The organism is Mesorhizobium sp. B2-3-11, from assembly GCF_006442215.1.
GTDB lineage: Bacteria > Pseudomonadota > Alphaproteobacteria > Rhizobiales > Rhizobiaceae > Mesorhizobium > Mesorhizobium salmacidum.
This window is the reverse complement of the sequence record NZ_VFVS01000011.1, coordinates 24,623-50,630: the sequence shown is the minus strand read 5'-3', so window position 1 is coordinate 50,630 and position 26,008 is coordinate 24,623. Positions and strand designations below refer to the sequence as shown.

At 63.7% G+C, this 26,008-nt stretch carries 26 protein-coding genes and 1 pseudogene; 4 read left to right on the top strand and 23 right to left on the bottom strand.

Annotated elements, in window-relative coordinates:
* Nucleotides 1-112: 112 nt before the first annotated feature.
* Nucleotides 113-1,651, top strand: a complete 1,539-nt coding sequence (locus tag FJ960_RS16475) for a sugar ABC transporter ATP-binding protein (RefSeq protein WP_140509684.1) — start codon at nt 113-115, stop codon at nt 1,649-1,651.
* Nucleotides 1,652-1,748: 97 nt separating this feature from the next.
* On the top strand, nt 1,749-2,744 hold the full coding sequence (locus FJ960_RS16470; RefSeq protein ID WP_140509571.1) for an ABC transporter permease: 996 nt from the start codon (nt 1,749-1,751) through the stop codon (nt 2,742-2,744).
* 124 nt (nt 2,745-2,868) lie between these two features.
* Here FJ960_RS16470 and FJ960_RS16465 read toward each other — a convergent pair whose 3' ends face one another.
* The 11 genes from FJ960_RS16465 to FJ960_RS16415 form a co-directional block, all read right to left on the bottom strand.
* Nucleotides 2,869-3,084 (bottom strand): hypothetical protein, encoded by a 216-nt coding sequence (locus FJ960_RS16465; protein WP_027142400.1) that lies wholly within the window; start codon nt 3,082-3,084, stop codon nt 2,869-2,871.
* Nucleotides 3,081-3,836: a COG4280 domain-containing protein gene (locus FJ960_RS16460; RefSeq protein WP_140509575.1), complete on the bottom strand. Its 756-nt coding sequence runs from the start codon at nt 3,834-3,836 to the stop codon at nt 3,081-3,083. Before FJ960_RS16460 ends, FJ960_RS16465 begins: the two co-directional genes overlap by 4 nt.
* A 132-nt stretch (nt 3,837-3,968) precedes the next feature.
* Nucleotides 3,969-4,598 carry a phosphonate metabolism protein/1,5-bisphosphokinase (PRPP-forming) PhnN gene (phnN, locus tag FJ960_RS16455; RefSeq protein WP_181166159.1) on the bottom strand — a complete coding sequence of 210 codons (630 nt, stop codon included), beginning with the start codon at nt 4,596-4,598 and terminating at the stop codon, nt 3,969-3,971.
* Nucleotides 4,595-5,734, bottom strand: a complete 1,140-nt coding sequence (locus FJ960_RS16450; protein WP_140509577.1) for an alpha-D-ribose 1-methylphosphonate 5-triphosphate diphosphatase — start codon at nt 5,732-5,734, stop codon at nt 4,595-4,597. The genes phnN and FJ960_RS16450 overlap by 4 nt, the downstream gene beginning before the upstream one ends.
* Nucleotides 5,735-5,769: 35 nt before the next feature.
* A complete protein-coding gene (locus FJ960_RS16445; RefSeq protein WP_140509578.1) occupies nt 5,770-6,477 on the bottom strand; it encodes a DUF1045 domain-containing protein in 708 nt (235 codons plus the stop codon).
* A 254-nt stretch (nt 6,478-6,731) separates the two neighbouring features.
* Entirely contained in the window at nt 6,732-7,544 is an 813-nt protein-coding gene (gene iolB / locus FJ960_RS16440) for a 5-deoxy-glucuronate isomerase (protein ID WP_140509580.1), read from the bottom strand.
* Between the two features lie 134 nt (nt 7,545-7,678).
* Nucleotides 7,679-7,891 (bottom strand): DUF3329 domain-containing protein, encoded by a 213-nt coding sequence (locus FJ960_RS16435; protein ID WP_140509582.1) that lies wholly within the window; start codon nt 7,889-7,891, stop codon nt 7,679-7,681.
* 62 nt (nt 7,892-7,953) lie between these two features.
* Nucleotides 7,954-8,871 (bottom strand): myo-inosose-2 dehydratase, encoded by a 918-nt coding sequence (gene iolE, locus FJ960_RS16430; protein WP_140509584.1) that lies wholly within the window; start codon nt 8,869-8,871, stop codon nt 7,954-7,956.
* Between the two features lie 108 nt (nt 8,872-8,979).
* Nucleotides 8,980-10,830 (bottom strand): 3D-(3,5/4)-trihydroxycyclohexane-1,2-dione acylhydrolase (decyclizing), encoded by a 1,851-nt coding sequence (iolD, locus tag FJ960_RS16425; protein ID WP_140715316.1) that lies wholly within the window; start codon nt 10,828-10,830, stop codon nt 8,980-8,982.
* A 37-nt stretch (nt 10,831-10,867) separates the two neighbouring features.
* A complete protein-coding gene (gene iolC / locus FJ960_RS16420) occupies nt 10,868-12,802 on the bottom strand; it encodes a 5-dehydro-2-deoxygluconokinase (RefSeq protein ID WP_140715314.1) in 1,935 nt (644 codons plus the stop codon).
* Nucleotides 12,803-12,959: 157 nt separating this feature from the next.
* Complete coding sequence (locus FJ960_RS16415) at nt 12,960-13,805, bottom strand: MurR/RpiR family transcriptional regulator (RefSeq protein ID WP_140509589.1); 846 nt, start codon at nt 13,803-13,805, stop codon at nt 12,960-12,962.
* Nucleotides 13,806-13,956: 151 nt separating this feature from the next.
* On the opposite strand from FJ960_RS16415, the gene FJ960_RS16410 reads away from it, so the two are divergent.
* Nucleotides 13,957-15,066 carry a Gfo/Idh/MocA family oxidoreductase gene (locus FJ960_RS16410; protein WP_140715312.1) on the top strand — a complete coding sequence of 370 codons (1,110 nt, stop codon included), beginning with the start codon at nt 13,957-13,959 and terminating at the stop codon, nt 15,064-15,066.
* A 68-nt stretch (nt 15,067-15,134) separates the two neighbouring features.
* Here FJ960_RS16410 and FJ960_RS16405 read toward each other — a convergent pair.
* Nucleotides 15,135-15,415, bottom strand: a pseudogene (locus tag FJ960_RS16405) (transposase); the annotation flags it as partial.
* A 288-nt stretch (nt 15,416-15,703) separates the two neighbouring features.
* Nucleotides 15,704-16,402: a YafY family protein gene (locus tag FJ960_RS16400; RefSeq protein WP_140715310.1), complete on the bottom strand. Its 699-nt coding sequence runs from the start codon at nt 16,400-16,402 to the stop codon at nt 15,704-15,706.
* Between the two features lie 127 nt (nt 16,403-16,529).
* Between FJ960_RS16400 and FJ960_RS16395 the strand changes: the two genes are divergently transcribed.
* Complete coding sequence (locus FJ960_RS16395; RefSeq protein ID WP_140509594.1) at nt 16,530-17,165, top strand: LysE family translocator; 636 nt, start codon at nt 16,530-16,532, stop codon at nt 17,163-17,165.
* Between the two features lie 32 nt (nt 17,166-17,197).
* On the opposite strand, the gene FJ960_RS16390 is transcribed toward FJ960_RS16395, so the two are convergent.
* The 10 genes from FJ960_RS16390 to FJ960_RS16345 form a co-directional block, all read right to left on the bottom strand.
* Nucleotides 17,198-18,289 carry a 3-deoxy-7-phosphoheptulonate synthase gene (locus FJ960_RS16390; protein ID WP_140715308.1) on the bottom strand — a complete coding sequence of 364 codons (1,092 nt, stop codon included), beginning with the start codon at nt 18,287-18,289 and terminating at the stop codon, nt 17,198-17,200.
* A gap of 147 nt (nt 18,290-18,436) precedes the next feature.
* Nucleotides 18,437-18,811, bottom strand: coding sequence for a hypothetical protein (locus tag FJ960_RS16385; protein ID WP_140715306.1), 375 nt, complete (start codon nt 18,809-18,811; stop codon nt 18,437-18,439).
* 67 nt (nt 18,812-18,878) lie between these two features.
* Nucleotides 18,879-19,301, bottom strand: coding sequence for a type II toxin-antitoxin system VapC family toxin (locus tag FJ960_RS16380; RefSeq protein WP_140715304.1), 423 nt, complete (start codon nt 19,299-19,301; stop codon nt 18,879-18,881).
* Nucleotides 19,298-19,582, bottom strand: coding sequence for a type II toxin-antitoxin system Phd/YefM family antitoxin (locus tag FJ960_RS16375; protein WP_246672852.1), 285 nt, complete (start codon nt 19,580-19,582; stop codon nt 19,298-19,300). Before FJ960_RS16375 ends, FJ960_RS16380 begins: the two co-directional genes overlap by 4 nt.
* Before the next feature lie 95 nt (nt 19,583-19,677).
* Nucleotides 19,678-20,472, bottom strand: a complete 795-nt coding sequence (locus FJ960_RS16370; RefSeq protein WP_140509601.1) for an SDR family oxidoreductase — start codon at nt 20,470-20,472, stop codon at nt 19,678-19,680.
* Nucleotides 20,473-20,507: 35 nt separating this feature from the next.
* Nucleotides 20,508-21,503, bottom strand: a complete 996-nt coding sequence (gene iolG / locus FJ960_RS16365; RefSeq protein WP_140715302.1) for an inositol 2-dehydrogenase — start codon at nt 21,501-21,503, stop codon at nt 20,508-20,510.
* 113 nt (nt 21,504-21,616) lie between these two features.
* Nucleotides 21,617-22,384, bottom strand: coding sequence for an ATP-binding cassette domain-containing protein (locus FJ960_RS16360; RefSeq protein WP_023772158.1), 768 nt, complete (start codon nt 22,382-22,384; stop codon nt 21,617-21,619).
* A 2-nt stretch (nt 22,385-22,386) separates the two neighbouring features.
* On the bottom strand, nt 22,387-23,463 hold the full coding sequence (locus FJ960_RS16355) for an ABC transporter permease (protein ID WP_140509604.1): 1,077 nt from the start codon (nt 23,461-23,463) through the stop codon (nt 22,387-22,389).
* Between the two features lie 109 nt (nt 23,464-23,572).
* Nucleotides 23,573-24,514, bottom strand: a complete 942-nt coding sequence (locus FJ960_RS16350; protein ID WP_140509606.1) for a sugar ABC transporter substrate-binding protein — start codon at nt 24,512-24,514, stop codon at nt 23,573-23,575.
* 386 nt (nt 24,515-24,900) lie between these two features.
* Nucleotides 24,901-25,932 carry a LacI family DNA-binding transcriptional regulator gene (locus FJ960_RS16345; protein ID WP_140509608.1) on the bottom strand — a complete coding sequence of 344 codons (1,032 nt, stop codon included), beginning with the start codon at nt 25,930-25,932 and terminating at the stop codon, nt 24,901-24,903.
* Nucleotides 25,933-26,008 lie beyond the last annotated feature (76 nt).

Below are 26,008 nucleotides of genomic sequence, written 5' to 3'. Positions count from 1 at the left end.
CCGGTTCAGCCGGCTCAACTCGCTTGAGCCGGCTGTTCGCATTGACGAACCCTGCCGGGATCGTCAGTCTGCAGATCGGGCCGTTTTGGCCCACCGGCTGCTGTCAGGCATGATGAATTATTCCGACACATCCATCGCGGCGACCACTCCGTTCCTCAGCCTGGAGAACGTGCGCAAGACCTATCCGGGCGTCGTGGCGCTCGACGGGTTTTCCATGGAGGTCAGGCCGGGCGAGGTCATCGGCCTAGTCGGCGAGAACGGCGCGGGGAAGTCGACGCTGATGAAGATCCTCGGCGGCGTCACCACGCCGGATACCGGCACCATCACCGTCGACGGCACCGCCCATAAGGACCTGACGGTCGAAGGCAGCCTTGGTTCCGGCATCGCCTTCGTCCACCAGGAACTCAACCTGTTCGAAAACCTCGATGTCGCCGCCAACATCTTCTTCGGCCGCGAACCGCTGCGCGCCGGGCCGCTGAGGCTGGTCGACCGCGCGAAACTGCGCGAAATGGTGGCGCCGCTGCTGAAGCGCGTCGGCGCCAATTTCTCAGCCGACACACAGGTCGCGGACCTGTCGCTGGCGCAGCAGCAGATGGTCGAGATCGCCAAGGCGCTGTCGATCAAGGCCAGGCTGGTCATCCTCGACGAGCCGACATCGAGCCTGCCGCTCGCCGAAACCGACAAGCTGCTCGACGTCATCAAGGCGCTGAAGGCCGACGGCATCAGCGTCATCTTCATTTCGCACCGCCTGCACGAGATCGAGCGCGTCGCCGACCGGGTCGTCGTGCTGCGCGACGGCATGCTGGCCGGCACGCTAGGCAAGCGCGACATCAACCACGACCAGATGGTCAAGCTGATGATCGGCCGCATGCTGAAGGAACGTGAAAAGGCCTCCGAGGCGGGGCGGGCGCCGGGCGCCGTGGCGCTCTCGGCCAAGGCCATCCGCACCCCCACCTATCCCAGCCGGCCGGTCGATCTCGACGTCAGGCGCGGCGAAATCCTCGGCCTTGCCGGCCTCGTCGGCTCCGGCCGCACCGAACTGGCGCGGGTGTTCTTCGGCATCGAAGCCAGCCTTGGCGGCACGCTGGAACTCAACGGCAAGCCGCTGGCGCTGGCGAGTGCCGCCGATGCCGTCGCGCAAGGCATTTTCCTCGTGCCGGAAGACCGCAAGCTGACCGGCATCCTGCTCGACCTGTCGATCGCCCAGAATATTTCACTCCCCAATTTGCCGGCGCATGCCAGGCGCTCGCTGGTCTCCAACAGCGCGGAAGTCGCTACCGCCGAGAAGCAAAAGAAGAATCTCGGCATCAAGGCGCCTTCGGTGCAGACGCGCACCGGTACGCTGTCGGGCGGCAACCAGCAAAAAGTCGTGCTCGGCAAATGGCTCGCCATGAACCCGAAGGTGATGATCCTCGACGAGCCGACGCGCGGCATCGACATCGGCGCCAAGGCGGAGATTTACGGGCTGATGCGGGCGCTGGCGGACGCCGGCGTCGCCGTGCTGATGATCTCCAGCGACATGGAAGAGGTGATCGGCGTCTCCGATCGCATTGCCGTCATGCATGAGGGCCAGATCTCGGGCATTCTCGACAAGGATCAGTTCAGCCAGGAAAACGTGCTGCTGCTGGCGGTGGGCAAGCCGGCAAACTAATGCATGCCGCGCAAAAGTGACCCTCGGTTTTGCGGCAACGGCATGCATAAACAAAGAGCTGAAGCGCGCGACGCGCTTTAGCTAAGCGGAGACGACCATGACAAAGAAAGATCTTGGCCTGCTGATCCTCATCCTGGTGGTCGGAGCGATCGTTGCCATCATCAATCCGCGCTTCCTCCTGCCGATCAATCTCGCCAACACCTCGAACCTCATCGGTCTGTTTGGTATCCTGTCGATAGGGCAGGCCTTCGTCATCATCACCGGCGGCATCGAGCTGTCCGTTGGCTCCGTCGTCGCGTTGCTCGGGACGCTGTTCATCGACTTCATCGCCGTACGCGGCATGGGATGGCCGATCGCCTTCGTGCTGATCCTGGTGCTCGGCGCCATCATCGGGCTGGCGCATGGCTGGCTGATCACGCGGCTCAAGCTGCAGCCTTTCGTCGTCACCTTGTGCGGCCTGTTGATCTATCGCGGCGTCGCGCGCTTCTACACCGCCGACGGCACGGCGGGCTTCGCCTTCGGCCAGAATTTCCCAACGCTCGAATTCCTGACCGCCGGCCGCTCGTATGGCGTGCCGAACTCCTTCTTCGCGCTGATCGTCATCGCCATCGTCATGTGGGTGGTGCTGCACCGCTCGGTGTTCGGGCGCTATCTCTACGCCATCGGCAAGAACGAGGAGGCGGCGAAATATTCCGGCATTCGCACCGGGCGCGTCGTCATGGCGGCTTACGTCATCTGCGGCGTGCTCACCGCGCTGTCGGCGATTTATTTCGCTATGTATACGCGCTCGATCTCGCCGGCCAGCCATGGCCAGTTCTACGAGCTCTACGCCATTGCGGCCGCCGTTCTCGGCGGCTTCTCGCTGCGCGGCGGCGAGGGCTCGCTGATCGGCGTCATCCTCGGCACGGTGCTGCTGCAGGAATTGCAGAACCTAGTCAACCTGCTCGGCATTCCCTCCTCGCTCAACTTCGCGGTGATGGGTGGCGTCATCCTCATCGGCGTGCTGGTCGACCAGCAATGGGGCGTGTTCCGGGCGCGGCGGCGGATGGTCGATGCCGCCCGCAAGGGCGCGGTCGGCGCCGCTGCGGAGTAACGCCAGCCAGCGTGGTGCTTGTCCCTGCGGAAAGAAGTAGCATACCCGCGCTGCGGGGAGCCGCGGGGCTTGCGTGCCTTCATGGCCACCGTCGGGTCATCCCGCCCATGCGGCCTTGACTTAACTACCTACCGCCCTCGCGTGCGGCGCGGCGAACGCTTTGCAAAAGGATGGCAAGGCAGCCGACCAGCAGCAGCCCACCGCCAAGCAGCGGTGGCAGTGCGAGCAGCTTCACCCCCGCGGTAACGGCGGCCACCAGGACCAGCGCCAGCAGCGCCAGATTGCCGTCATCGACGAACATGCCGAAGAATTCCCTGGCGACGAGACGAAGGACGTTCATCGGGCGAGCCCTCCGGCTGCTGTCGGACGGGTGCCGCGCAGCCAGCGCACCATGGCGAATGACGCCAGAGCGACGATGGCGAAGATGGCGAGCAGGGCAAGATCGGCGCCCGGCCAGTCGGCGCCGATCCCCTCGCCGGTCCAGAAGATGCCGAAGCTGGTCAGCATCAGCCCGACCACGAATTTCAGCGCATTCTCGGGCACGCGCGCCAGCGGCCGGTGAACCGCCAGACCGACAAGCATCACCAGGATGAAAGCGGCCAGCGCGCCCATGCTGGCGTAAAATGTCTGTCCATGCGCGGCGCCGACGGCGATGACGATGAACACCACCTCGACGCCCTCGAGCAGCACCGCCTTGAAGGAGGCCAGTCCGGCGAGGTAGTCGGCGCGCCGGTCGTCGGCCTGCCGGTGCAGCGCCGCGGTTTCCTTGGCGAAGGCCGCCTCCTCGTCATGCAGGGCGATGACGCCGACGCTGCGCAGGATGGCCTTTCGCAGCCAGCGCATGCCGAACAGGATCAGCAGCACCCCGACAGCGAACTGCAGCATCGTGACCGGCACCAGCGCCAGCAACGGCCCGAACGCCAGCACCAGGGCCGCCAGCAGCGCCAGCGCCAGCGCGGCGCCCGTCAGTGCCGGACGCCAGCTGCGTGTCACTCCGACCGCAAGCACGATGGTGAAAGCTTCGACAACTTCGACCAAGGAGGCGAGAAATGCCGCCGTGATTGTCGAGAGGATGGGTGTCAATGTCTGCATCAAGGCTTCCTGTCTGGCTCGACCCTGATTCCCGGGGCGAATTCCGGATCGTAATCCAGAATCACCCTAGGCGGCCAGCATCCCCAAGCGTTCCGGCGGCAGCGCAAGCAAACGGGTGAAGCGGGCCCGGCTCTAGATCAGGCCCGACATGTCGGAAAAGGCCATCGCCTTGCGCAGCAGCTCGGCGAAGCGCTCGCCGGCCACCTCGCGCGGGCCGCTATTGTCGATCGACGTGACGCCCGGACCGGACAAGGTCACATTGGCGCTGCGCGCCAGCCGCGCCAGCACTTCGCCGCGCGACTCGCGGCCGCGCATCGCCAGCCGTTCCGCCAGCACCTCGGGCGAAGCGGTGATCTCGACGATTGCCAGATTGGCATAGCGTTCGCGCAAGGTGGGGATGATCGCGCGCGACACGTTGGCCACGGCGACGTGGCCATTGGAGACGGACCAGTCGACATCGGCAGGCAGGCCATAGCGCAGGCCATGCGCTTCCCAGGAGATGGCGAAGGCGCCGTCGGCATCGGCCTCGGCGAAGGCGGCGTCAGCCAGCGTGTCGTGATCCTCGCTCGCCGCGTCGCTCGGCCTGGTGATGACGCGGCGCACGAACTCCAGTTGCGTCTCGTCGGCGAAAAGCGCCTTGGCATAACCGATCACCGTGTCCTTGCCGGCACCGCTCGGGCCCACGACAGCGACAAAGACGCCGTGACGGATCGGAAAGGTTTCGGCGGACAGTTCGCGCTCGATCAAGGCCGACACCATCATGCCACCCGGCGTCCCTGCCGCCATACGGTGCGTACGACCGGAACGTGATCGTCGACGCGCACGCGCACCAGATCGGCGCGGCGTCCCTGCTCGATGACACCGCGGTCGTCAAGGCCGACGGCCTGCGCCGGGTTCTTCGAAACCATGGCGACGGCCTGCGGCAGCGAAATGCCTTCGACCATGTCACCGAGGAAGAAGGCCGACTGGATCAGGCTGAAGGGGATGTAATCGGAGGACAGGATGTCGAGCAGGCCGTCGCTGGCCAAGGTGCGGGCCGAGACATTGCCCGAATGCGAGGCGCCGCGCATGACATTGGGCGCGCCCATCAGCACGCCGAGCCCGGCGGCCTTCGAGGCCCGCGCCGCTTCCTCGGTGGTCGGGAACTCGGCCACCCGCACGCCCTGCTCAATGGCCTCGTCGACATGGGCCGACGTGGCGTCGTCGTGGCTGGCGAGCACGATACCGCGCTCCTGGCAGGCGGCGGCGATGAAGACGCGGTTCGGTCCGGAGTTGCGTGCCGATTCGTCCATCCGCTTCTCGCAGAATTTCTGGAAGTCGCGATCCGAGAGTTTCAGCTTGCGCTGGTAGTAGTAGGCATAGGTTTCCAGATTGACGAACTGGCGCTGGCCCGGCGCATGGTCCATCAGCGATGCCAGCCTGACCCGCTCGTCGCCGTCGAAATTGGCGAATGCCTTGAGGCAATCCGGCGCTGAAACCTCGCAGCGAAGATGCAGGAAATGATCGGCCCGCAGACGGTCCTGCGCAACGCTGTCCTCGATCGCATCGGCCAGCTTGCGGATGTCGTCCAATGTCAGGTCGGCGTCTTCGTCCATGCCGACGCGGAGCGCGTCGAGCACGGTGGTGATGCCGGCGGTCGCGACCTGCGCGTCATGGGCAAGCACCGCGGCGATCGGGTTCCAGCGCACTTTCGGCCGCGGCGCGTAATGGCCTTCGAGATGATCGGTGTGGAGTTCGACCAGCCCGGGAATGATATAGTCGCCGCCCATGTCCTCGCCGATGCGGCCAGTGCCAGCATCGATGCCGGCGATAAAGCCGTCGCGCAGCACCAGTGAACCCTCGACGATCTCGTCGGCAAGAACGATGCGGGCGTTGGAAAGGACAGTTTCGACGGTCATTGCGGGTAGTCCTTGATTCTTGCAGTCGGGTTCGTTCAGGCGATTTTCCGGGCCGGGCGGCGTCCGAGGCCGTGCTGGGAAAGCGCCATGAACGGCGCACCGGGTTCGGGTTCGACAAACAATGTCAGCGCATCCACCAGCACGGGCTGGCGCAACACATCGGCGAAAAGGCTGTCGATCGCCGCGCGCAGCCGGGGGCTTTCCTGCGGTCCGGCTCGGCCGGACAGGGTCATGTGGAAGCGGAAGGTGTCGAAGACATAGGGGTAACCCCATTGGCAGAGATTGCGAAACTCGGCCGGCTTCAGCGAATCCGGACTGCGCCGCTCGATCTCGGCCTCGCTCAACGGAGCGCGAAACCGGTCGAAATCGCGCACGACGTCGTCGGCGAAGCGGTTGAGCGGAGGCAGCGGACCATCCGGCACAAGCGCGAAGAAGCCGTCGATCTGGCTGACGACAAGGCGCGGGACCGTCACGACAGGCGTTGCTTCGGCAAAACGGTCGAGCGCCGCGCGCAGCGAAGCCTCGGTCTCTGTGGCAGCCAGGTGGAAGGGCGCTTTCAGCGTGGCATGAAAGCCATAGCGGCGCGCCGAAGCGGTGTGGAAGGCCACTTCCGCCGCAGACAAGTCGGCAACGGCCTCAACAGGCCTGGTCGCGGCACCAAACGGGTCGCGGCCCAGCCAGTTGGCGGCGATTCGCGCCAGCGGCTCGTCCTGCCGGGGAGTGAAATAAATGGCATAACGCATGGGAAGTCCTCGTTAAAGCGCGCCGCGTTTGAAGTGAGGGTGCGACGCGCTTTAAATCTTCATTTGGTGCATGTCGTCGTCCCAAAACCGCTACGCACTTTTGGGTGACATGCACTGGAACTGTTGCCATAGGTGATTTCCATGACGGATTGACGAAGCTTTGAAGGGTTTTCGAAGGCAAATCGACCCTCAGGGTCGTTAGCCGACGATTTTTCAAAGCTGGACCAATAGGTTCAGCCGGAAACGCAGAGCGGTCAGGCCTTCATCAACCATTCGTGCTCGGGCGCATTGTGGAATTTCCACGTCCGCTTCGGCCCGGCCATCACATTGAGATAATAGAGGTCATAGCCGTGGCAGGCGGCACAGGGATGATAGCCCCTGGGCACCAGCACCACGTCGCCGTCCTCGATCGCCATGGCTTCGTCCAGCGCGCGCCGGCCATCCTTGTCGGCGTCGGTATAGACGCGCTGGAAGGCAAAGCCCTGCGGCGGGTTGAGGCGGTGGTAGTAGGTCTCCTCGAGATAGGATTCAGCGGGCAGGTTGTCCTGGTCATGCTTGTGCGGCGGGTAGCTCGACGTGTGGCCGCCGGGCGTGATGACCTCGACCACCAGCAATGAGTCGGCGGGCTGGCCTTCCGGCAGGATGTTGGTGACGTAGCGCGTGTTGGTGCCCTTGCCCCGCACCTCCTGGCCGAGATCGTCCGGTCCGATCACCCGGACCGGCAGGCCGCCGCCAAGGCCGGGCGCCGAGCACACGCCAAGTTCCAGCTCGGTATCGGCCGTCACCGACCAGTCCGATCCCTGCGGCACGTAGACGGACCACGGCTTGCCCTCGAAAGGCGACATGCGCTCGCCGAGCAGGCCGAGATCCTTGCCGGCGGCTGTCGCGGTACCCTTGCCGGTCACGAACACCAGGCAGACTTCACGGTCGTCCGTCTTTCCCGAGGCGCTTTCGCCTGGTTTCAGCCGATGCAGGTCGAAACCGACATAAGTCCAGCCGGCGCTTTTCGGCGTCACATGCGCGACGCGGCCATGGCCCTTGTCGGCTTTGACGAGCAGTTTGGACATTTTGTCTCTCCTGTTCCAGTGGCTTGACGGGTTGCAGCTTGTCCAGGCCGACGATTTCACCGGTTGTTCAAAAGGATCATCGCAGACGCCTCAGATTGGCCGAGGCGCTGCAAGCTAATCGCCTACGCGACCAGTCACTCCTTCGGTTCGGGCTCGGCCTCTTTTTCTTCAGCCGGCTTGTAGAGATAAAAAAACTGCCAGGCGCCGTAGCCGGCGAAACCGAGCGCGATCACGCCCCAGAACGGCGTGCCGGAAGCGAATTCGATCACCGACCAGATCAGGCAGACCGCGACGACGGCGATGCGCCGCCAAAGCGGGCGGAAGAACGGGTGTTCATAATCTTTCATCGCGCCATCCGTAACTCAGCAATCTGCCTCAGATAGACCGCGCGGCACCGTGAATCCAGCCTTCAGGCACTCGGAAAGCCTTGCGTCTCGACGGTGTAGCCGGCATCCGTCATCACCCGCATCAGCTCCTTGTAGCCGACCTCAGCCATCTTGAGCGGCGGGTTCTTCCTCGGATCCTGCTCGGCCTCGACCACGAACCAGCCTTCATAGCCATGATCCGCGAAGCGCTGCACGATGGCGCCAAAATCGAGCGAACCGTCGCCCGGCACGGTGAAGGCGCCGAGCGCCACTGCGTCGAGGAAGGACTGCTTCGTACGGTCGAGCTTGTCGATCACATCCATGCGCACATCCTTCACATGGACATGGCTGATGCGCTTGTGATGGTTGTCGATGGCGCGCAGCACGTCGCCGCCGGCAAACGCGAGGTGTCCGGCATCGAGCAGCAGCGGGATGCCTTCGCCGGAATGGCGCATGAAGGCATCGAGCTCCGGCTCGGTCTCGACCACGGCCGCCATGTGATGGTGATAGGAAAGCGGCATGCCTTGCTCGGCGCACCATTCTCCGAATTCCGTCAGGCGCCGCGCGTAGGCTTTCATCTCATCACTGGTGAGCTTCGGCTTGGTGGCGAGCGGCTTGGATCGGTCGCCCTGGATCGAGCGGCCGACCTCGCCATAGACGATGCAAGGCGCGTCAACCGCCTTGAACAGGTCGATCATCGGCTGGATGCGGTCCTTGTTGGCAGCCATTTCCTCGTCGACCAGCGTGCCCGAGAACCAGCCGCCGCAGAGCGTCACGTCGGCGGCCTTCAGGATCGGCAGCATGACGGCGGGATCGTTGGGGAAGCGACGGCCCATCTCCATGCCTGTAAAGCCGGCCGAGCGCGATTGGCGCAAGCATTCCTCCAGCGACACGTCATCGCTGAGTTCGGCAAGATCGTCGTTCCACCATGCAATGGGGGACATGCCCAGTTTGGCTTTCAAGTCGTCACTCCGGTGCTAAAACAGTTCTTGTTCGTTGGAGCCGCCCTCATCCGCCTGCCGGCACCTTCTCCCCGTAAACGGGAGAAGGGAGGAGCCTCGGCGCCGACATCAATCGCCGATGGTCTGCATCTGCCGTTTCTCATCATAGACCTTGCGCGCCGCGTTGACCTGGCTGCGGGCGGACACTTCCGGCACCGCCACGTCCCACCAATGGCCGCCGGCGTCGGTGGAAACCAGCGGATCGGTGTCGATGACCAGCACGGTGGTGCGGTCGTTCTTCTTGGCCTTCTGCAGCGCGTTTTCCAGCTCGGCGATGGACGGCACCTTCTCGGCGATCGCCCCCATGCTCGCCGCATGCGCGGCAAAGTCGATGTCGGGCAAAATATCGTGGCGCGAGTCTTTCAGGAGATTGTTGAAGTTGGCGCCACCGGTCGCCATCTGCAGCCGGTTGATGCAGCCAAAACCCCTGTTGTCGAGCAGCACGATGGTGAGCTTGAGGCCAAGCATCACCGAGGTGGCGATCTCGGAATTCAGCATCAGATAGGAGCCGTCGCCGATCATGACCACGACCTCATCGTCGGGCTTGGCCATCTTGGTGCCGAGCCCGCCGGCGATTTCGTAGCCCATGGTCGAGAAGCCGTATTCGGCATGGTAGGAGCCGGGCGCGCCCGCTTGCCAGAGCTTGTGCAATTCGCCGGGAAGGCCGCCTGCCGCGTGCAGCAGCGTCACGCCGGAGCCCATGGCGCGCTGTACGGCGCCGATCACCTGCGCGTCGGAGGGGAAAGCGGCATTGGTCGAGGCCGTCACCTTGGCCGCATCGGCCTGCCAGGCTTTCTTGCCGGTGACCGCATTGTCGGTCCAGGCCTCAGGCGCCTTCCAGTCTTGCAGCGCGGCGGCGAGTTCGGCGAGCCCTTCGGCCGCGTCGGCGACCAGCGGCAGCGCCCGGTGTTTGCCGGCATCGAAAGGCTGCACGTTGAGCCCGATGATGGTCTTGCCCGACTTCTTGAACAGCGCCCACGAGCCGGTGGTGAAATCCTGCAGCCGCGTGCCGATGGCAAGCACCACATCGGCCTCTTCCGCCAGCCGGTTGGCGGCCGAGGTGCCGGTGACGCCAACCGCCGCCATGTTGAGCTTGTGATCGTCCGGCAGCGAGGACTTGCCGCCTTGCGTCTCGCAGACCGGAATGCCCGCGCCTTGCGCGAATTTGGCCAGTTCATCGGAAGCCTGCGAATAGAGAACGCCGCCGCCGGCAATGATCAATGGCTTCCTGGCGCCCTTGAGTGCCGCGACGGCGGCCGCCAGTTCGCCGCGGTCCGGACGCGGCCGCCGCTGGCGCCAGATCCGCTCGGCAAAGAAGCTCTCGGGATAGTCATAGGCCTCGGCCTGTACATCCTGGCAGAGCGAAAGCGTCACCGGGCCGCAATCGGCCGGGTCGGTCAGCACTTGCATGGCGCGATTGAGCGCCGGGATGATCTGTTCCGGCCGCGTGATGCGGTCGAAATAGCGCGACACCGGCCGGAAGCAGTCGTTGACCGTCGCCGTGCCGTCGGAAAAATCCTCGACCTGCTGCAGCACGGGGTCGGGAATGCGGTTGGCGAAGACATCGCCCGGCAAAAACAGGACGGGCAACCTGTTTACGTGGGCAAGTGCTGCCGCCGTCACCATGTTCAGCGCGCCGGGGCCGATCGAAGAGGTCGCGGCCATGAAGCGACGGCGGAAATTGGCCTTGCCATAGGCGATCGCCGCATGCGCCATCGCCTGTTCGTTATGGGCGCGAAAGGTCGGCAGTTGGTCGCGCACCTGGTAGAGCGCTTCGCCGATGCCGGCGACATTGCCATGGCCGAAGATCGCCCAGACGCCACCAAAAATCGGCACCTTTTTGCCGTCGATCTCGGTCATCTGGTGGGACAGGAAGCGGGTCAGCGCCTGGGCCATCGTCAGGCGGATTGTCTTGGTCATATCGGTTTTTCCTCCGCAGTCCTTATGCAGCGCCTTGTTATGCCGCCTTGCGGCCGCGCGCGGCAAGCCACGCTTCGGTCAGTTGTTCGAAGCGCGACGCCATGTCGGCGACAGCCTCCTCATCCGACATCTTGCCGGCCAGCCATTGTTCGGCGGCGTGGACGAAGATGGTGCGGCCGACGGCAAAGCCTTTCACGATGGGCGCCTTGGCGGTGGCGGCGAACGCCGCTTCCAGTTCGTCCTGCGGCGCTTCCAGGCCAAGCAGTACGATGCCTCGGCACCAGGGATCGTGCTTCAGGATCACCGCCTCGATCCTGGCCCAGGCGCCGCTCGACGCCTGCGGTTCGAGCTTCCACCAGTCCGGCTTGATGCCGAGCGCATAGAGTTCCTCCAGCGCGCGCGGGATCGTCGTATCGTCGAGCTTGCCATGCTTGCCGGCGATGATCTCGATCAGAAGTTCCCGGCCGACTTTGCGTGCGGCCTCGAACAGCGCGCGCAGCTTCTGCTGCTGTTCTTCCTTCAAGGCCGCCGGATCGTCCGGATGGTAGAAGCACAGGCACTTGATGCAGTGATCGACCGGCCATTCGGTGAGTTGCGAGCCGATGTCCTGGGAGAATTCGAAGCGCAGCGGCCGCGAGCCCGGCAGTTCCACCGGGCGTCCAAGCCAGGCGAAGGGATGCCGGGCGAACTCGAACATCGCCTCGCGGCCGTGTTTCTCGTCGATCAGCATGCCATAGCCGTCGCGGCCGGCGGCGACCTTGGCCGCTGCCTTGACCGCCAGCACCTTGAAGTCGCGTATGCGCGCCGGATCGGCGCCGGTCTTGGCCGCTACATCCTCGAGTTGCACACGGTGATCGCAGGCAAGCGCCATCAGCGACGGGATGTCGCGCCGGCGTGTCGTCGCCCAATGGATGTGGTTGATCGCCTCGTCCTTGCGCAGCGCGCGATGCTTGCTGCCGTTCCTGAGGAAGAACTGCAGCTCCTCGAAGGTCGGATATTCCGGCGCGCAGAGCAGCCGCGACACGGCGAAGGCGCCGCACGCATTGGCCCAGGTCGCCGCGGTGGCGAAGCTTTCGCCGCCGAGCCAGCCACGCAGCAAGCCCGACATGAAGGCGTCACCGGCGCCCAGCACGTTGTAGATCTCGATCGGGAAACCCTCGCCGACGATGCCGTCCTCGAGATCGTCGCTGATCGGCCCGTCATAGACGATGCAGCCCATGGCGCCGCGCTTCAAGACGATGGTGGCCGAGGACAGGGCGCGGATCGCCTTCAGCGCGCTCAGGCAGTCGTCGGCGCCGGACGCGATCATGATCTCTTCCTCGGTGCCGACGATGAGATCGCAATCGGGCAGCACCGTCTTCAACTGGGCCGAGACCCGGTCCGATTTGACATAACGCTCAAAGCCCTCGGCGTGGCCGGCGAGACCCCACAGGTTCGGCCGGTAGTCGACGTCGAAGACCACCTTGCCGCCCCTGGCCTTCATGATGCGGATGGCCTTGCGCTGGGCGGCGTCACTGTTGGGGCGGGAAAAGTGCGTTCCGGTGACGACGATCGCGCGGGCCGAGGAAATAAACGCCTCGTCGATGTCCTCTTCGGCCAGCGCCATGTCGGCGCAGTCCGAACGGTAGAAGATCATCGGCGAAACGCCTTCGCTCTCGACCGAAAGCAGCACCAGCGCGGTCAGCCGCTCCTTGTCGGTCTTCAGCCCGTCGACATTGACGCCTTCGCGCTTCAGCTGTTCGCGGATGAAGCGGCCCATCTGCTCGTCGCCGACACGCGTCAGCAGTGCCGAGCGCAACCCGAGGCGCGCCGTGCCGACCGAGATGTTGGCCGGGCAGCCGCCGACCGACTTGGCGAAAGAGGTGATGTCCTCAAGCCGCGAGCCGATCTGCTGGCCATAGAGGTCGACGGACGCGCGGCCGATGGTGATGACGTCGAGCGGCGCCTGTCTTGCGTCCACGGCTTCGCTCATTGGAACCTCCCGTCGGTCTTGTCGTCATGGACAACATTGTTTGGGTAACACGCGCGAGCGGCAGCGTGGCGCCGACAATATGAAATAATAATTCCAATCCATAGTCAATATGGAATGAGCATTCCCTGGGCTAAAATCGCCTTGATGGGATGCTCGATCAAGCCTTGCGCTTGCGAGTCGCGTCGCGCCGCTTCTCGCCGACGCCGACGGTCAGCGCCATGGCCAGCGCCATTGTCGCCGACAGCGAGCGGAAGCCGGCGAAATCCGCCTCGGCAACTTCGAACCAGACCCTGGCGAACTGGGCGAGCGGCGAGAATGAGCTGTCGGTGATGGCAACGATCGGCACCCCCTGCTCGGCAATGGCGCGCGCCTCCTCGATCGTGGCCGGCGCGTAGGGCGAGAAGCTGATGGCGATGACGGCGTCCGCCGGCGTGGCGAAGCCGACCATCTCGGCATTCAGGCCGGCGGCCGATTCGATCAGCTGGTTGCGGATCTTCAGCTTACCGAGCGCATAGGCGATATAACTCGCCACGGGATAGGAGCGCCGCTTGGCCAAGACATAGATGGTCTGCGCCTTTGCCAGCAGCGAAATCGCGTCTTCAAGATGCGTGTCATCCAGCGTGCGGGAAATATCGTTGAGCGAGGTGCTGGCGGCGGCGATGAAGCCGTCGAAGATCGCCCGGTGACCGGCGCCGCCCTCGGCCTTGGCGCGCAGCGCTTGCAGCCGCTCGTCATAGGAGGAGTTGCGCTCGCGCAGCCGCTCGCGGAACACCTGCTGCAGGCTGGTAAAACCGTCGAAACCGAGTTGCTGGGCAAAGCGGATCAGGGTCGAGGGCTGCACGCCGGCCGAAGCGGCGATGCTGGCGGCGGTGCCGAAGGCGATATCGTCGGGATTGTCGAGCGCATAGGCGGCGATCTGGGCGATGCGCTTGGGCAAGCTCTCGCGCCGATCCAGAATGGTGGCGCGCAGCGTCTCGAAGTCGCGAGGTACCTGTTCGTCCATCGTCGCTCTGTTCAGGCTGTCTGGAAGCTCTCTCTGCCCCATCATAGCGGGCCTGCGCAAGAACGCCATAAAAAATGAGGCAGACATTCCATTCCTGGAGAAAATGGACTAATTCATCCACGCAGCATTCATGGCAGCGGAGGAACGAAAAATGGTCGGCGTAGGTCTTATCGGCACGGGCTTCATGGGCAAATGCCACGCCATCGCGTGGAGTGCGGTCGGTGCGGTCTTTCCCGACGCGACCAAGCCAAGGCTCGTCCATCTCGGCGAGATCAACGAGGATCTCGCCAGGCGCAAGGCCGGCGAGTTCGGCTTCGCCAAGGCCTCCGGCGACTGGCGCGCCGTGATCAATGATCCCGAAGTCGATATCGTCTCGCTCACCACGCCCAACCAGTTTCATCCGGAGATGGCCATCGCCGTCCTCGAAGCCGGCAAGCATCTGTGGTGCGAAAAGCCGATGGCCCCGAGCTTTGCCGAAGCCGAGGCGATGGCAGCCGCGGCCAAGAAATCAGGCAAGGTCGCGGCGCTTGGCTACAACTACATCCAGAGCCCGGCCATCCGTCACATCGGCGCGCTGCTCGACGAGAAGATCATCGGCGAGGTCAACCATCTGCGCATCGAGATGGATGAGGATTTCATGGCCGATCCCGAGGCGCTGTTCTTCTGGAAGCACGAGGCGTCTTCCGGCTACGGTGCGCTCGACGATTTCGCCGTGCATCCGCTGTCGCTGGTCACGGCGCTGTTCGGCCGCGTCGCCAGCGTCATCTGCGACATGGCCAAGCCCTATGCCGACCGTAAGCTGGCGGCCGGCGGGCGCCGCGCGGTCGAGACCTACGATATCGCCAGCGTGCTGATGCATCTGGAAAACGGCGTTGCCGGCACGCTGCAGGTCAACCGCTCGGCCTGGGGCCGCAAGGGCCGCATCGCCATCCAGATCTTCGGCTCCAAGGGATCGATCCTGTTCGACCAGGAGCGGATGAACGAATTCCAGCTCTACCTCACATCGGACCGGCCGACCGAACAGGGCTATCGCACCATATTGGTGGCGCCGCAGCACAGGCCCTACGACCTTTTCGTACCGGCGCCCGGCCACAGCCTCGGCTTCAACGACCTCAAGATCATCGAATGCCATGAATTGCTGACGCGGCTTGCCGGCAAGCCGGCCCGGCTCATCGAGTTCGCCGAAGGGCTGGAGATCGAGCGCACCGTGCATGCGATGGCGCGTTCTTATGAGGAAAAGCGCTGGGTGGATGTAAGGTAACGATGCCGCTTTCGCCGGTCCAGGCTTCCACCCCATCAGATGTCGGCGGGCAGGTTTGTTAACGTTGGCGCAACGTAATGGGCGATCACGGCCGCGTCGAGGCGATCGGTCTTCTCGAAGATGCCCATTGCTTCGGCGAAGCGACGTACGCTACGAGGATTGACGATGCCGCAAGGCAGCCCCTTCTCCCCAAAGCCACAGAAAAGGCCAACCGCTCATAACCGCCTGTGGCCTCCATGACCGCGAGTTCGACACGATGGCCGCGGCAAAACACCAGCAACTCGCCCAGCCCCGCCGCGTCGTTGGCGAAGCGAGCAAACGCTCCACCCGGCCGGACATGCGCGTCCAGCCAATCTTTCGAAACATCAACTCCACAAATAATGCTGTTCACGGTAACCTGCCTTGTTTGTGCGATTGGAGCCAAGCGACTATTCGGTCGCGCGTGACAAAGGCGAAGATCCCAAGCTCATTGACGGTTGTAACCGGAGGGGCAGCGGGCGACTTCGCCAAGCCTCGAGCCGGATGGCCATCCGGCTCGAGGCTCAGTCGCTTCCATCGCACAAAAATCATCTCGTGCAGATACAAGGGGCGGCGCCGGTCTATCAACCGAGTCGCACTGTGATAGCCGGCCGCGATCTCAGCCGCCGGCAGTGGCATTTATCTCCCACCCATTGATCCACACCTGCCGCAACCTATCGCCTTCGCCCTTGAAGCGTAGGCCGGTCGGCTGGCAATCCTCGATGCGGTCGCTGCGGAAATTGCGGATTGCCTGGCGCAGTTCGCACCAGGCTACGATGTTGGCGGTCTCGGCGTAATAGATCAGCGCGATCGGACGAATCAGGCGCTCGGAGGCACGGCCGAGTTCGTCGCGGTAGGAAAGATCGAGCTTTTCCTCGTCGCGGATGGCGCGGCGCACCAGCGCAAGGTCGATCGTGCCGGCGGACGGTGCGGCGAAGCCCCAGGCGTGCAACGCATTGGCCTCGAGCGTCTGACGCAAGGGCGCCGGCACCGCGCCGGCGATCTTGGCGCTGACGCGCTTGGCCGCCTGCTTGAGTTCGTCGTCTCCGGTGCGCTCCAGCAGCGCCAGCGACAGCACGATCGCCTCCATCTCCTCGATCGAGAACATCAGCGGCGGCAGGTCGAAACCGGGGCGCAGTATGTAGCCGACGCCACGGCCGCCCTCGATCGGGACACGCATGGCCTGCAGTGCCGCGATGTCGCGGTAGATCGAGCGTATCGTCACTTCCAGCTGCCCCGCAATCATTGCCGCCGTCACCGGCCGGCTGGCCAGCCGCAGGATCTGAATGATCTCGAACAGGCGCGATGCCTTGCGCATTTTTTCACCGGCTGCGATCACAACTGACACACCATCGTCAGTTGGCTCGATCTATAGGATCGCCCATCGGCTTGAAAATCAACAAGTTCCTTGCCGGCGCGCCGGCGGGAGGCGACGGGCAACTGACATGAGCTATGCGGAAAATCTCTGGCTTTTCTTTCTTCTCCTGTTCGGCATCATCGCCGTTCCAGGCATGGACATGCTGTTCGTGCTTGCCAATGCGCTGACCGGTGGGCGCGACAGGGGCCTGGCGGCGACCGGCGGCATCATGGTCGGCGGCATGGTGCACACGCTGAACGGCGCTATCGGCGTCGGCCTGCTCATGCATTTCGTGCCGATCCTGTTCAAGCCACTGCTGCTTGCCGGCGCCGCCTACATGGCATTCATCGGCCTCACGCTGATGCGCAGCTCGATCACCGTCGGCCATGACGGGCCAGTCGGCAGCCGTTCCGCATGGAAGGCGTTTCGCCAAGGTTTCGTGACCTGCCTGATCAATCCCAAGGCCTATCTCTTCGTCCTGGCTGTCTACCCGCAGTTCCTGAAACCGCACTACGGTCCGATCTGGATGCAGGCGACGATCATGGGCCTGCTGACCGTGCTGACGCAGGCCGCGATCTATGGCGGGCTCGCAATATCAGCCGGCCGCAGCCGCAAGCTGTTGGTCGCCAATCCGCGAGCGACAGCATTCGCCGGCCGGGCGGCCGGGCTGCTGCTGTTTGCGGTCTCCGTGTTCACTGCATGGGAAGGCTTGAGGGCGGCGTAATTCCGGTTGGCGCCGCCCTTATCACCGTCGTGTCAGGCTGCCCCTTGCCGGCTGTCCAGCATGGCGCGGCGGGCCGAGCGGCGCCATTCGACGGCGCCGGCAAGACCGTGCAGCACAGTCTCGGTTGTCGCCCAGTCGATGCAGCCATCAGTGATGCTCTGGCCGTAGACCAGCGGCTTGCCGGCCACGACATCCTGCCGGCCGGCGACGAGATTGCTCTCGATCATGACGCCGATGATGCGCTCGTCGCCCGCCGCCACCTGGCCCGCGACATCGGCCGCCACTTTCGGCTGATTCTCGGGCTTCTTGGCTGAATTGGCGTGGCTGACGTCGATCATCAGACGGGGCGCGATGCCGATGCGTGCGAGTTCCAAGGATGCGGCCTCGACGCTTGCCGCGTCATAGTTGGGCTGAACACCGCCGCGCAGGATGACATGGCAATCCTCGTTGCCCGTCGTCGCCGCGATGGCGCTGCGTCCGCCCTTGGTCACAGCCATGAAATGATGCGGCTGGGCGGCCGACTTCACCGCCTCGCCGGCGATCCTGAGATTGCCGTCGGTGCCGTTCTTGAAGCCGACCGGGCAGGAGAGGCCGGAGGCCAGCTCACGATGGATCTGGCTCTCGGTCGTGCGCGCGCCGATGGCGCCCCAGGCGACGAGGTCGGCAATGTATTGCGGCGTCGTCATGTCGAGGAATTCGGTCGCCGCCGGCAGGCCGAGATTGTTGACGGCGGAAAGCACGTTGCGCGCCATCCGCAGCCCCTTGTCGATATTGAAGCTGCCGTCGAGGTCGGGATCGTTGATCAGGCCTTTCCAGCCGATCGTCGTGCGCGGCTTTTCGAAATAGACGCGCATCACGATCTCGAGCCGGTCGGCCAGGGCCTCACGCAGCGCCGCCAGACGGCTGGCATAGTCAACGGCCGCGACCGGATCGTGGATGGAACAGGGGCCGACGATGACAATAAGTCGATCGTCGGCCCCTGTCAGGATGGAATGGATGGCGTTGCGCGAGGCGGCAACGGTGCGTGTCGCCGTCAGTGAGCGCGGTATCTCGCGCATCACCTCTTCCGGCGTGCTCAGCAGTCTAAGTTCCTTGACCCGAAGGTCGTCTGTGGTGGTCAACACGGCTTTCTGCTCCTGTTAGAGCAATTCCAGGAAAAGTGCGTAGCGGTTTTCCGTCCGGAATTGCGTAAAACTATGTTTGGGAACCTGCCGGCTGAAACAAAAAAGCCGCCAGGTCTGGCGGCTGTTCGGATCTTGTTGCTGCAATCTTCAGATCGAGCGCAATCCTCCCGCCGCCAGCGAGCTCCTAAAGTACCAGTACGTGGCGGTCAGGTTGATCATGCGGCTCATATAGTGGAAGCGAGGGCGTTTGTCACGCGGCTTGATGAGGCAACGCATTGCTTCAGTTTGCGATGTGCTCCTGGCCCTGGGGAACCAGATGCCGCGCCGGAGCCAGTTGGTGCTGCCCAAATTTGGCAGGACGTGATTTTGGTCGAGATCGTTCATGTCCTTGATAATCTCGATGCTGACGATTTTCTGGGCGGATCCGAAGGCAAGCTCGAAGAGGTGCAGGGCGTCGGCTTCCGACCGCGCGGTGACGCCGACACCGAGATGACCACTTATCTTGATCCAGTACGGGTGCATCGAGACGTCCTCCTGTAACAAGGGGACATTGGTCGCTTTCGAGGACCGACATGCAACGCCGAACGGCTCATGTGGTCCAGGGATCGAAGAGTTCAATTCCAAAGCCTTCGAAGTCCCTGGTGTTGCGCGTTGCCAAAGTCAGCTCCTGCGCAACCGCGGTGGCTGCGATCAGCCCGTCCATCGACGACAGACCGCGACCCCGACGTTTCGCAAGGCCCATCAGGTCGCCCCAAGCCAAGGCAACCAGTTCGTCCACCGGAAGAACCCTCTGCTCGAAGCGCTGCGGCAAGTCCCGAGCGAGCCATTCGGCCAACGCCTCGCGTTTGCGGCCCTCATCCATGAGGGCGACGCCGCGCCGGATCTCGGCGATCGACACGACGCTGATGAACGAGCGGTCCTCATCAAGCCCGTCCAGCCAATCCAAAACGCGTGCGTCCGGCGACGGCCTTGTCACCTCGGACAGGACATTCGTGTCGAGCAGCAATCTCACAACGGCAGATCACGCGGTTCGTCGCGTTGACGTTCAAGGTCGAGATCGGCACCGCGCAGCGGCGACTCCAGCAGAAACTCCGCAAGCGTACCCTTGCGCGCGGTCTTCCGCTGCCATTCCTCGGCCGAGACCACAACCACGCTTGGTTTGCCGTTTCTGGTGATTGTCTGAGGCGACGACTGCGCGCGCTCGATAACCTCCGAGAGCCGGGCTTTTGCACTGGCGACTGTCCAGTTGGTGCTTTCTTTGGAAGCAGACAGCATTTCGATCCCCGTGACCATTCTGACTACCTTGACTATATGGGAATAGCGACGCGCCGGCAACAGGGGCCGGCGCTTGGCAGAACTGCTTCTGGACGTGGACTACTCGGTTGTCGCTATTCCGGCGACGATCCCGCGACGCTCTGGTCGTAGTCGACCAGCGATCCGGTCATGACGCCCGATTGCGGGCTGACCATGTAGCTGATCAGCCGCGCGAGCTGGTCCGGCTTGACCAACTGGCCCATCGGCTGCGCCGCTTCGGCCTTCTCCAGCCAGTCGTCGGCTGCTCCGTGCCATTTCTTCTGAACGATGTCCTCGCCCTCGGTGTCCATCCAGCCGGGCAGCACGGCGTTGCAGCGGATGCGGTTGAAGCGATAGGCGTTGGCGACGTTCTTGGTCAGCGTCATCAGTGCGCCCTTGCTGGTCGAATAGGGCGTGAGGAAGGACTGGCCGGCATGCGCCGACATCGACAGCACATTGACGATCGAGCCGGGCGCCTTTTTCTCCAGGAGATGCGCCACCACGCCCTGCATCAGGAAGAAGGGGCCGCGCACATTGGTGTCGAATATCTGGTCGAAGAGCTCTTCCGATGTCTCGACCAGCGAGCCACGCGCGGAGGTGGCCGCGGCGTTGACCAGCGCGTTGATGCCGCCGAAATGGGAGAGCGCGGTGGCGACCGCGCGCTTGCAGTCGGCAACCTTCGAAACGTCGGCGCTGATGAAGATGGCGTCGACGCCTGATTTCTTGAAATGGGCGACTGCTTTGTCACCCTTTTCCTGCGAGCGGCCGATGAGCGCCAGCGCCCGGCAGCCCTCGTCGGCCAGGGCTTCGGCGACGGCAAAGCCGATGCCTTGCGCGCCGCCGGTGACGATGGCGCGTGTGTTCGAATTGCGATCGGCGGATGCGCTCATCGCTATGCTCCTGTGCGTTGGGTCCGGATGCGTTCTTACTTGTCCAAGCGGACGGTCTTGCCCGTGGTCGCCGACTTCAGCGCCGCATCGGCCAGCCTGAGCGCCACGAGGCCGTCCGCGCCACTCGGCGCCGCCTTCTTGCCTGAAGTCGCCGCGGTGATGAAGGCGGCGATCTCGTTGGCGTAGGCGTCGAGGTAGCGGGTCATGAAGAAATCGTGCAGCGGCGGGCGCGTATAGCCCTTCTCGTTGGCCAGCTCGATCGACACCGGCCGCTGATTCTCGGCCGCCACCATGCCCTTGGAGCCATGCACCTCGATGCGCTGGTCGTAGCCATAGGTGGCGCGGCGCGAATTGGAGATGACGGCCTGCTTGCCCGATGCGGTTTCAAGGATGACGCTGACCGAGTCGAAATCGCCGGCCTCGCCGATTTTCTTGTCGACCAGCACCGAAGCGTGTGCGCTGACAGCGACCGGCTCCTCGCCGAGCAGGAAACGCGCCATGTCGAAATCATGGATGGTCATGTCGCGGAAAATGCCGCCGGAGCGGGCGATGTAGTCGAGCGGCGGGGCGCCGGGATCGCGCGACGTGATGGTGACCATCTCGACGGTGCCGATGGCGCCGTCGTCGATCGCCTTGCGCACGGCGGCGAAATGCGGGTCGAAGCGCCTGTTGAAGCCGACCATCAGCGTCGCCTTGGCCTTGTCGACCACCGCCAGGCACTGCTCGACCCGCTTGACGTCGAGATCGATCGGCTTCTCGCAGAAGATGGCCTTGCCGGCCTTGGCGAAGCGCTCGATCAGATCGGCATGCGTGTCGGTCGGCGTGCAGATGACGACCGCGTCAATGTCTTTCGATTTTTCGATGGCGTCGATGGTCCGCACCTCGGCGCCATAGGCAACAGCCAGTTCGCTCGCCGCCTTCTCGAAAGCGTCGGCAACGGCGACCAGTTTTGCCTGGGGGTTGGAACCAACGGCGCGGGCGTGGACCTTGCCGATGCGGCCGGCACCAAGGAGGGCGAAGCGAACAGTCATGGAAATTTCCTCTGGGGATGGTTCGAAGCGGGACGCCGGTCATGGGCGCTAGATCATTTTCCGGTCAAGTCAGATCGACGGGAAGGCGATGACCGTCGCCTCCGAGCCCGGCCTCAGGCCGCGAGTTCCGCCTCGCCGGTCTTGGCGCCGGTGATGTACGATACGATGTCCTGCCCATCGGTATTCTCCTTGCGCAGATTGGCGACGATACGGCCGCGCCGGAACACCACGATGCGGTCGCAAAGGTCGAACACCTGACGCATGTTGTGGCTGATCAGGATCAGCGGCTCGCCATTGTCCTTCAGCGTGCGGATGATGTTTTCGACCTGCGCGGTCTCCTGCACGCCAAGCGCTGCTGTCGGCTCGTCCATGATGATCAGCTTGGAGGCGAAGGTCGCCGTCCTGGCGATCGCCACGCACTGGCGCTGGCCACCCGACATGTGGCGGATGGTGTTCGACAGATTGGGGATTTTCACCGCCGTGCGCACCAGTGCCGCTTCGGTCGCCTTGCGCATGTATTTGCGGTCGAGGATGGAGAACGGCCCGAGATTGAACAGTACTTTTTCGCGGCCGAGGAACAGGTTCGACGGCACGTCGAGATCGTCGGCCAGCGCCAGATTCTGGAACACCGTCTCGATGCCGGCCTCGCGCGCCTCGATCGGGCCGGCGAAATTCACTTCCTTGCCGTCGAACCAGACCTGGCCGCTGGTCCGCTGCTCGACAGCGGTGATCTGGCGCACGAAGGTCGACTTGCCGGCGCCGTTGTCGCCCATGATGGCGACATGCTCGCCCTTGCGCAGCTCGAAGTTGGCGCCTTCCAGCGCATGCACGCCGCCATAGCGCTTGGTCAGGTTTTCGGTCTTCAGGACGATATCTGACATGGTCAAGCCCTCAATGCCCGCATGCGCTGGCGCCACTGATCGAGAACGACCGCGCCGACGATGATCACGCCCTTGACCATCTCCTGGTAGTAGGCGTCGAGGCGCAGGAAGGTGAAGCCGGAGATGATGACGCCGAAGATCAGCGAGCCGATCACCGTGCCGATGATGGAGCCACGGCCGCCCGACAGCGAAACGCCGCCGATGACCGCCATGGCGATCGCGTCGAGTTCATACATCACGCCCATGCCGGCCTGGGCGGTGAGATTCTTGGAAGAGAGCACCACGGCGGCGAGCGCGGCGAGTATGCCGGCGATGACGTAGACGAGGATCTTGTGGTTGGCGATCTTGATGCCCGACATGCGCGCGGCATCCTCATTGGAGCCGATCGCGTAGCAATGCTTTCCATATCTGGTGTAGGTCATGATCAGCTGGAACAGCACCGCCAGTGACAGGAAGATGATGACTGGCATCAGGCCCTTGCCGATCGCGGCGAAACTGTCTGTCGGGAACGAGATCGGCTGGCCCTTGGACCACCATTTGGCGATGCCGCGCGCGGTCACCATCATGCCGAGCGTGGCGATGAAGGGCGGAATGCGCGTGTAGGCGATCAGCGCGCCGTTGACGAAGCCGGCGAGCAGGCCGCAGCCGATCGCCACCAGCACCGGGACGATCACCGGCAGGTCGGTCCAGCCCTGCGCCAGGAACATCGCCTTGGGATTCGGGTTGCCGTTGACGGTCGCGACCTGGGCGAAGCTCATGGCGATCATGGCGGTCGCGCCGACGATCGAGCCCGAGGACAGGTCGATGCCGCCTGTAATGATCACCTGCGTGACGCCGATGGCGATGATGCCGACGATCGACACCTGCAGGATGATGATCTGCAGGCGGGCCTCGTTGAAGATGCCGGAGACGTCGCTGCGGGTGTTGAACAGGAAGCTGTCGCCGAGAAAGATGCGGCCGATCAGTTCGAAGATGACGACAAGGATGACGAGCGCCAGGAAGACGTTGAATTCGGCCGGCCATGTGCGCTTCTTGGCGTCATAGCTGACCCCGCCGACGCCGTGAGATGTCTGTGCCAATCTTCTATCCTCCGTCAGCCGCGGCCGTTCCTCGAGCAGCTGTCAGGCGCCGAGGGAAAGAGGAGCGGCGCTGTCTTTGCGCGAGAGCGCCGCTCCGTATGTCCGCGGCTCAGTTCTTCTTCAGGAACTTGTCGATGTTTGCCGGGGTGACGAGCTGGAACGGGACATAGACCTTGTGTTCGACCTTCTCGCCCTTGGCCAGCTTGAGCGCCGCATCCAGCGCACCGGCGCCCTGGCCGGCCGCATCCTGGAACACGGTTACGTCGAGGTCGCCGGCCTGCATGGCGGCAAGCGCGTCCTGAGTGGCGTCGACGCCGCCGACGACGACTGCCTTCATGTCGATGTTGGCGGCCTTCATCGCCTGGATGGCGCCAATGGCGCTTTCGTCATTGTTGGCGATGACGCCGTCGAACTTCTTGCCGGTCGACAGCCAGTTGGTCATCAGGTTCTGTGCCTGGTCGCGATCCCAGTTCGAGGTCTGCTTGTCGATGATCTTGATGAAGCTGCAGTCCGGCGTGGCGATCACCTCTTCAATGTCCTTGGTGCGCTGCACGGCGGCCTGGTTGGAAAGCTCGCCCATGATCACATAGACATTGGCTTCCTTCTTGCCGGCTTCCTTGAACAGGCGGCAGACTTCCTTGGTTTCGAGCGTGCCGGAATCAGCTTCGTTGGAAGCGACAAAGGCCTGGTTGTCGGGCAGCTTGTCGACATTGACCGGTTCGCGGTTGACATAGACCAGCGGAATCTTGGCCGCGGCGGCCGCATCCGACATCGCCTGGGTGGCCGAGGTGTCGACCGGGTTGACGATGATGGCATCGACGCCCGAAGCGGCGAAGTTCTTGATCTGGTCGAGCTGCTTGGCGACGTCGTTCTGTGCGTCCTCGACCTGCAGCTCGACGCCGCTCATGCCCTTGGCCTGCTCGATCATGCCGTTGCGCAGCACGGTGAGAAAATTGTCGTCGAACTTGGCCATCGAGACGCCGATCTTGGCGGCCATGGCCGATGAACTCATCAGCGCCGCGAAGGCGACGCCCAAAAGCAATTTCTTCATTGTATCTCTCCTCCACTTTTGGTGTCCGGTTGCACCGATCTCTCCGGAATCCCCGATCTGCCTGGGGAATCTCTCCCTGATATCCATTTCGTTCCGCAGCGTGCCGCCAACGGCTGGACGCCGAACTGCCCTGAACGGATGTTCCGGAACGAAAGAACCAAAACCCACATATAGTGAAATATTTATTCCATTTGACGTTGGGGCGTCAAGGGCGATTCCAAATTCGGGCGCGCGATTTTCTGCCTGCTCTGATAGATTCTATCATTTCTGGCGGGTGGTTCATGGCGGCGGACTGCAGGAGCGCTCTGTCGCTTCATCGAAACGCCCTATCTCTCGTCCTGGCGCGCCCCGGACGGAAAGCCGCTGCGCATTTTCGCGAAATTGCTTCAGATGTTTTCCGGCAAATAGATGTCGAAGGGCAGGAAGATCTGACCCGGCGCATTGGCCGCGCCGGCTTCGATGGCATGCGCCATCCGATCGACGAGCTCACGACAGAGCGCGGCAAGCGGCGTCGAGATCACCATGGTAAGGATGTTGTCGGCGAGCGCGGCGCGCGATTCGGCGTTGATCTCGTTGCAAACGACCACCGGCATGTTGCCAGGCTTCGCTGCCCGCAGCGCCGAGACGGCGCCTTCCATGCCGCCGCCGGCGACGTAGCAGCCGACGAGATCCGGATACCGCGCCAGAAGATCGATCATCGCGTCATGGGTTACCTGATTGGCCTCGAGATTGACCAACGTCTCCAGCACGCTGAAATCCGGCGCATGCTCGCGGAAGAAGGAGCGGAAGCCGATCTCCCGCAGCTCATGGCCATGGAAGCGATGGCTGCCGACGAAAAGGGCGACCTTGCCAGGCGTCCTCGCCGCCCTGGCGATCATCCAGGCCGCGGTGCGGCCGACCTTGCGGTTGTCGAGGCCGACATAGCCCTCACGGACGCCGGCGGCGAAGTCGGACAGAAGGGAGAAGACCGGCAGTCCCCTGGCCTTGAGCGCCTCCACGACGGCGGTCAGCGTCGGATGGTCCGGGCCGACCACGGCAATGGCCCGCGATCTCGCCGCCAGCCTGCGCATCTGGGCGGCGATGTCGTCCGGGGCCAGAGAGCTGGCGAAATCGACGGTTGCGACGCCGCGGAAGCGCTGCGATTGCGCGACCGCCAGCTCGAGTTCCCGAGCGAAATCACCATAGAAAACGTCATTGCCCCGAAGCAGCAGAAAGCCCAGACGATACTCGGGCAGTTCCTGGCGCATCCGCTGCTTGATCAGGCCGGCGGCGTGATAGCCGATCTCGGTCGCGGTTTCGTAGACGCGGCGCGCGGTTTCCTCCCGCACTGGGAGGCGATTGTTGAGCACGCGGTCCACCGTGGCGACGCTGACGCCGGAGACTCGCGCCAGATCAGTAATGGTCGGCCGTTTCGCCATGATCGCCCTCGTTCGATTGCCTGATATCGATACCTGACTTTGATATGAAATGATAGAAACTATCTTTGTGATGTTG

Bases quoted from the DNA above. Each gene is read 5' to 3' on its own strand.
- FJ960_RS16360 (WP_023772158.1), bottom strand. From the start codon at position 22,384: ATGTCAGATATCGTCCTGAAGACCGAAAACCTGACCAAGCGCTATGGC.
- FJ960_RS16410 (WP_140715312.1), top strand. From the start codon at position 13,957: ATGGTCGGCGTAGGTCTTATCGGCACGGGCTTCATGGGCAAATGCCAC.
- FJ960_RS16435 (WP_140509582.1), bottom strand. From the start codon at position 7,891: ATGAAAGATTATGAACACCCGTTCTTCCGCCCGCTTTGGCGGCGCATC.
- FJ960_RS16445 (WP_140509578.1), bottom strand. From the start codon at position 6,477: ATGCGTTATGCCATTTATTTCACTCCCCGGCAGGACGAGCCGCTGGCG.
- FJ960_RS16375 (WP_246672852.1), bottom strand. From the start codon at position 19,582: ATGGTCACGGGGATCGAAATGCTGTCTGCTTCCAAAGAAAGCACCAAC.
- iolD (WP_140715316.1), bottom strand. From the start codon at position 10,830: ATGACCAAGACAATCCGCCTGACGATGGCCCAGGCGCTGACCCGCTTC.
- FJ960_RS16400 (WP_140715310.1), bottom strand. From the start codon at position 16,402: ATGCGCAAGGCATCGCGCCTGTTCGAGATCATTCAGATCCTGCGGCTG.
- FJ960_RS16415 (WP_140509589.1), bottom strand. From the start codon at position 13,805: ATGGACGAACAGGTACCTCGCGACTTCGAGACGCTGCGCGCCACCATT.
- FJ960_RS16350 (WP_140509606.1), bottom strand. From the start codon at position 24,514: ATGAAGAAATTGCTTTTGGGCGTCGCCTTCGCGGCGCTGATGAGTTCA.
- FJ960_RS16345 (WP_140509608.1), bottom strand. From the start codon at position 25,932: ATGGCGAAACGGCCGACCATTACTGATCTGGCGCGAGTCTCCGGCGTC.
- iolB (WP_140509580.1), bottom strand. From the start codon at position 7,544: ATGTCCAAACTGCTCGTCAAAGCCGACAAGGGCCATGGCCGCGTCGCG.
- iolC (WP_140715314.1), bottom strand. From the start codon at position 12,802: ATGAGCGAAGCCGTGGACGCAAGACAGGCGCCGCTCGACGTCATCACC.
- FJ960_RS16475 (WP_140509684.1), top strand. From the start codon at position 113: ATGAATTATTCCGACACATCCATCGCGGCGACCACTCCGTTCCTCAGC.
- FJ960_RS16450 (WP_140509577.1), bottom strand. From the start codon at position 5,734: ATGACCGTCGAAACTGTCCTTTCCAACGCCCGCATCGTTCTTGCCGAC.
- FJ960_RS16470 (WP_140509571.1), top strand. From the start codon at position 1,749: ATGACAAAGAAAGATCTTGGCCTGCTGATCCTCATCCTGGTGGTCGGA.
- iolG (WP_140715302.1), bottom strand. From the start codon at position 21,503: ATGACTGTTCGCTTCGCCCTCCTTGGTGCCGGCCGCATCGGCAAGGTC.
- FJ960_RS16395 (WP_140509594.1), top strand. From the start codon at position 16,530: ATGAGCTATGCGGAAAATCTCTGGCTTTTCTTTCTTCTCCTGTTCGGC.
- FJ960_RS16465 (WP_027142400.1), bottom strand. From the start codon at position 3,084: ATGAACGTCCTTCGTCTCGTCGCCAGGGAATTCTTCGGCATGTTCGTC.
- FJ960_RS16385 (WP_140715306.1), bottom strand. From the start codon at position 18,811: ATGCACCCGTACTGGATCAAGATAAGTGGTCATCTCGGTGTCGGCGTC.
- FJ960_RS16370 (WP_140509601.1), bottom strand. From the start codon at position 20,472: ATGAGCGCATCCGCCGATCGCAATTCGAACACACGCGCCATCGTCACC.
- FJ960_RS16460 (WP_140509575.1), bottom strand. From the start codon at position 3,836: ATGCAGACATTGACACCCATCCTCTCGACAATCACGGCGGCATTTCTC.
- phnN (WP_181166159.1), bottom strand. From the start codon at position 4,598: ATGATGGTGTCGGCCTTGATCGAGCGCGAACTGTCCGCCGAAACCTTT.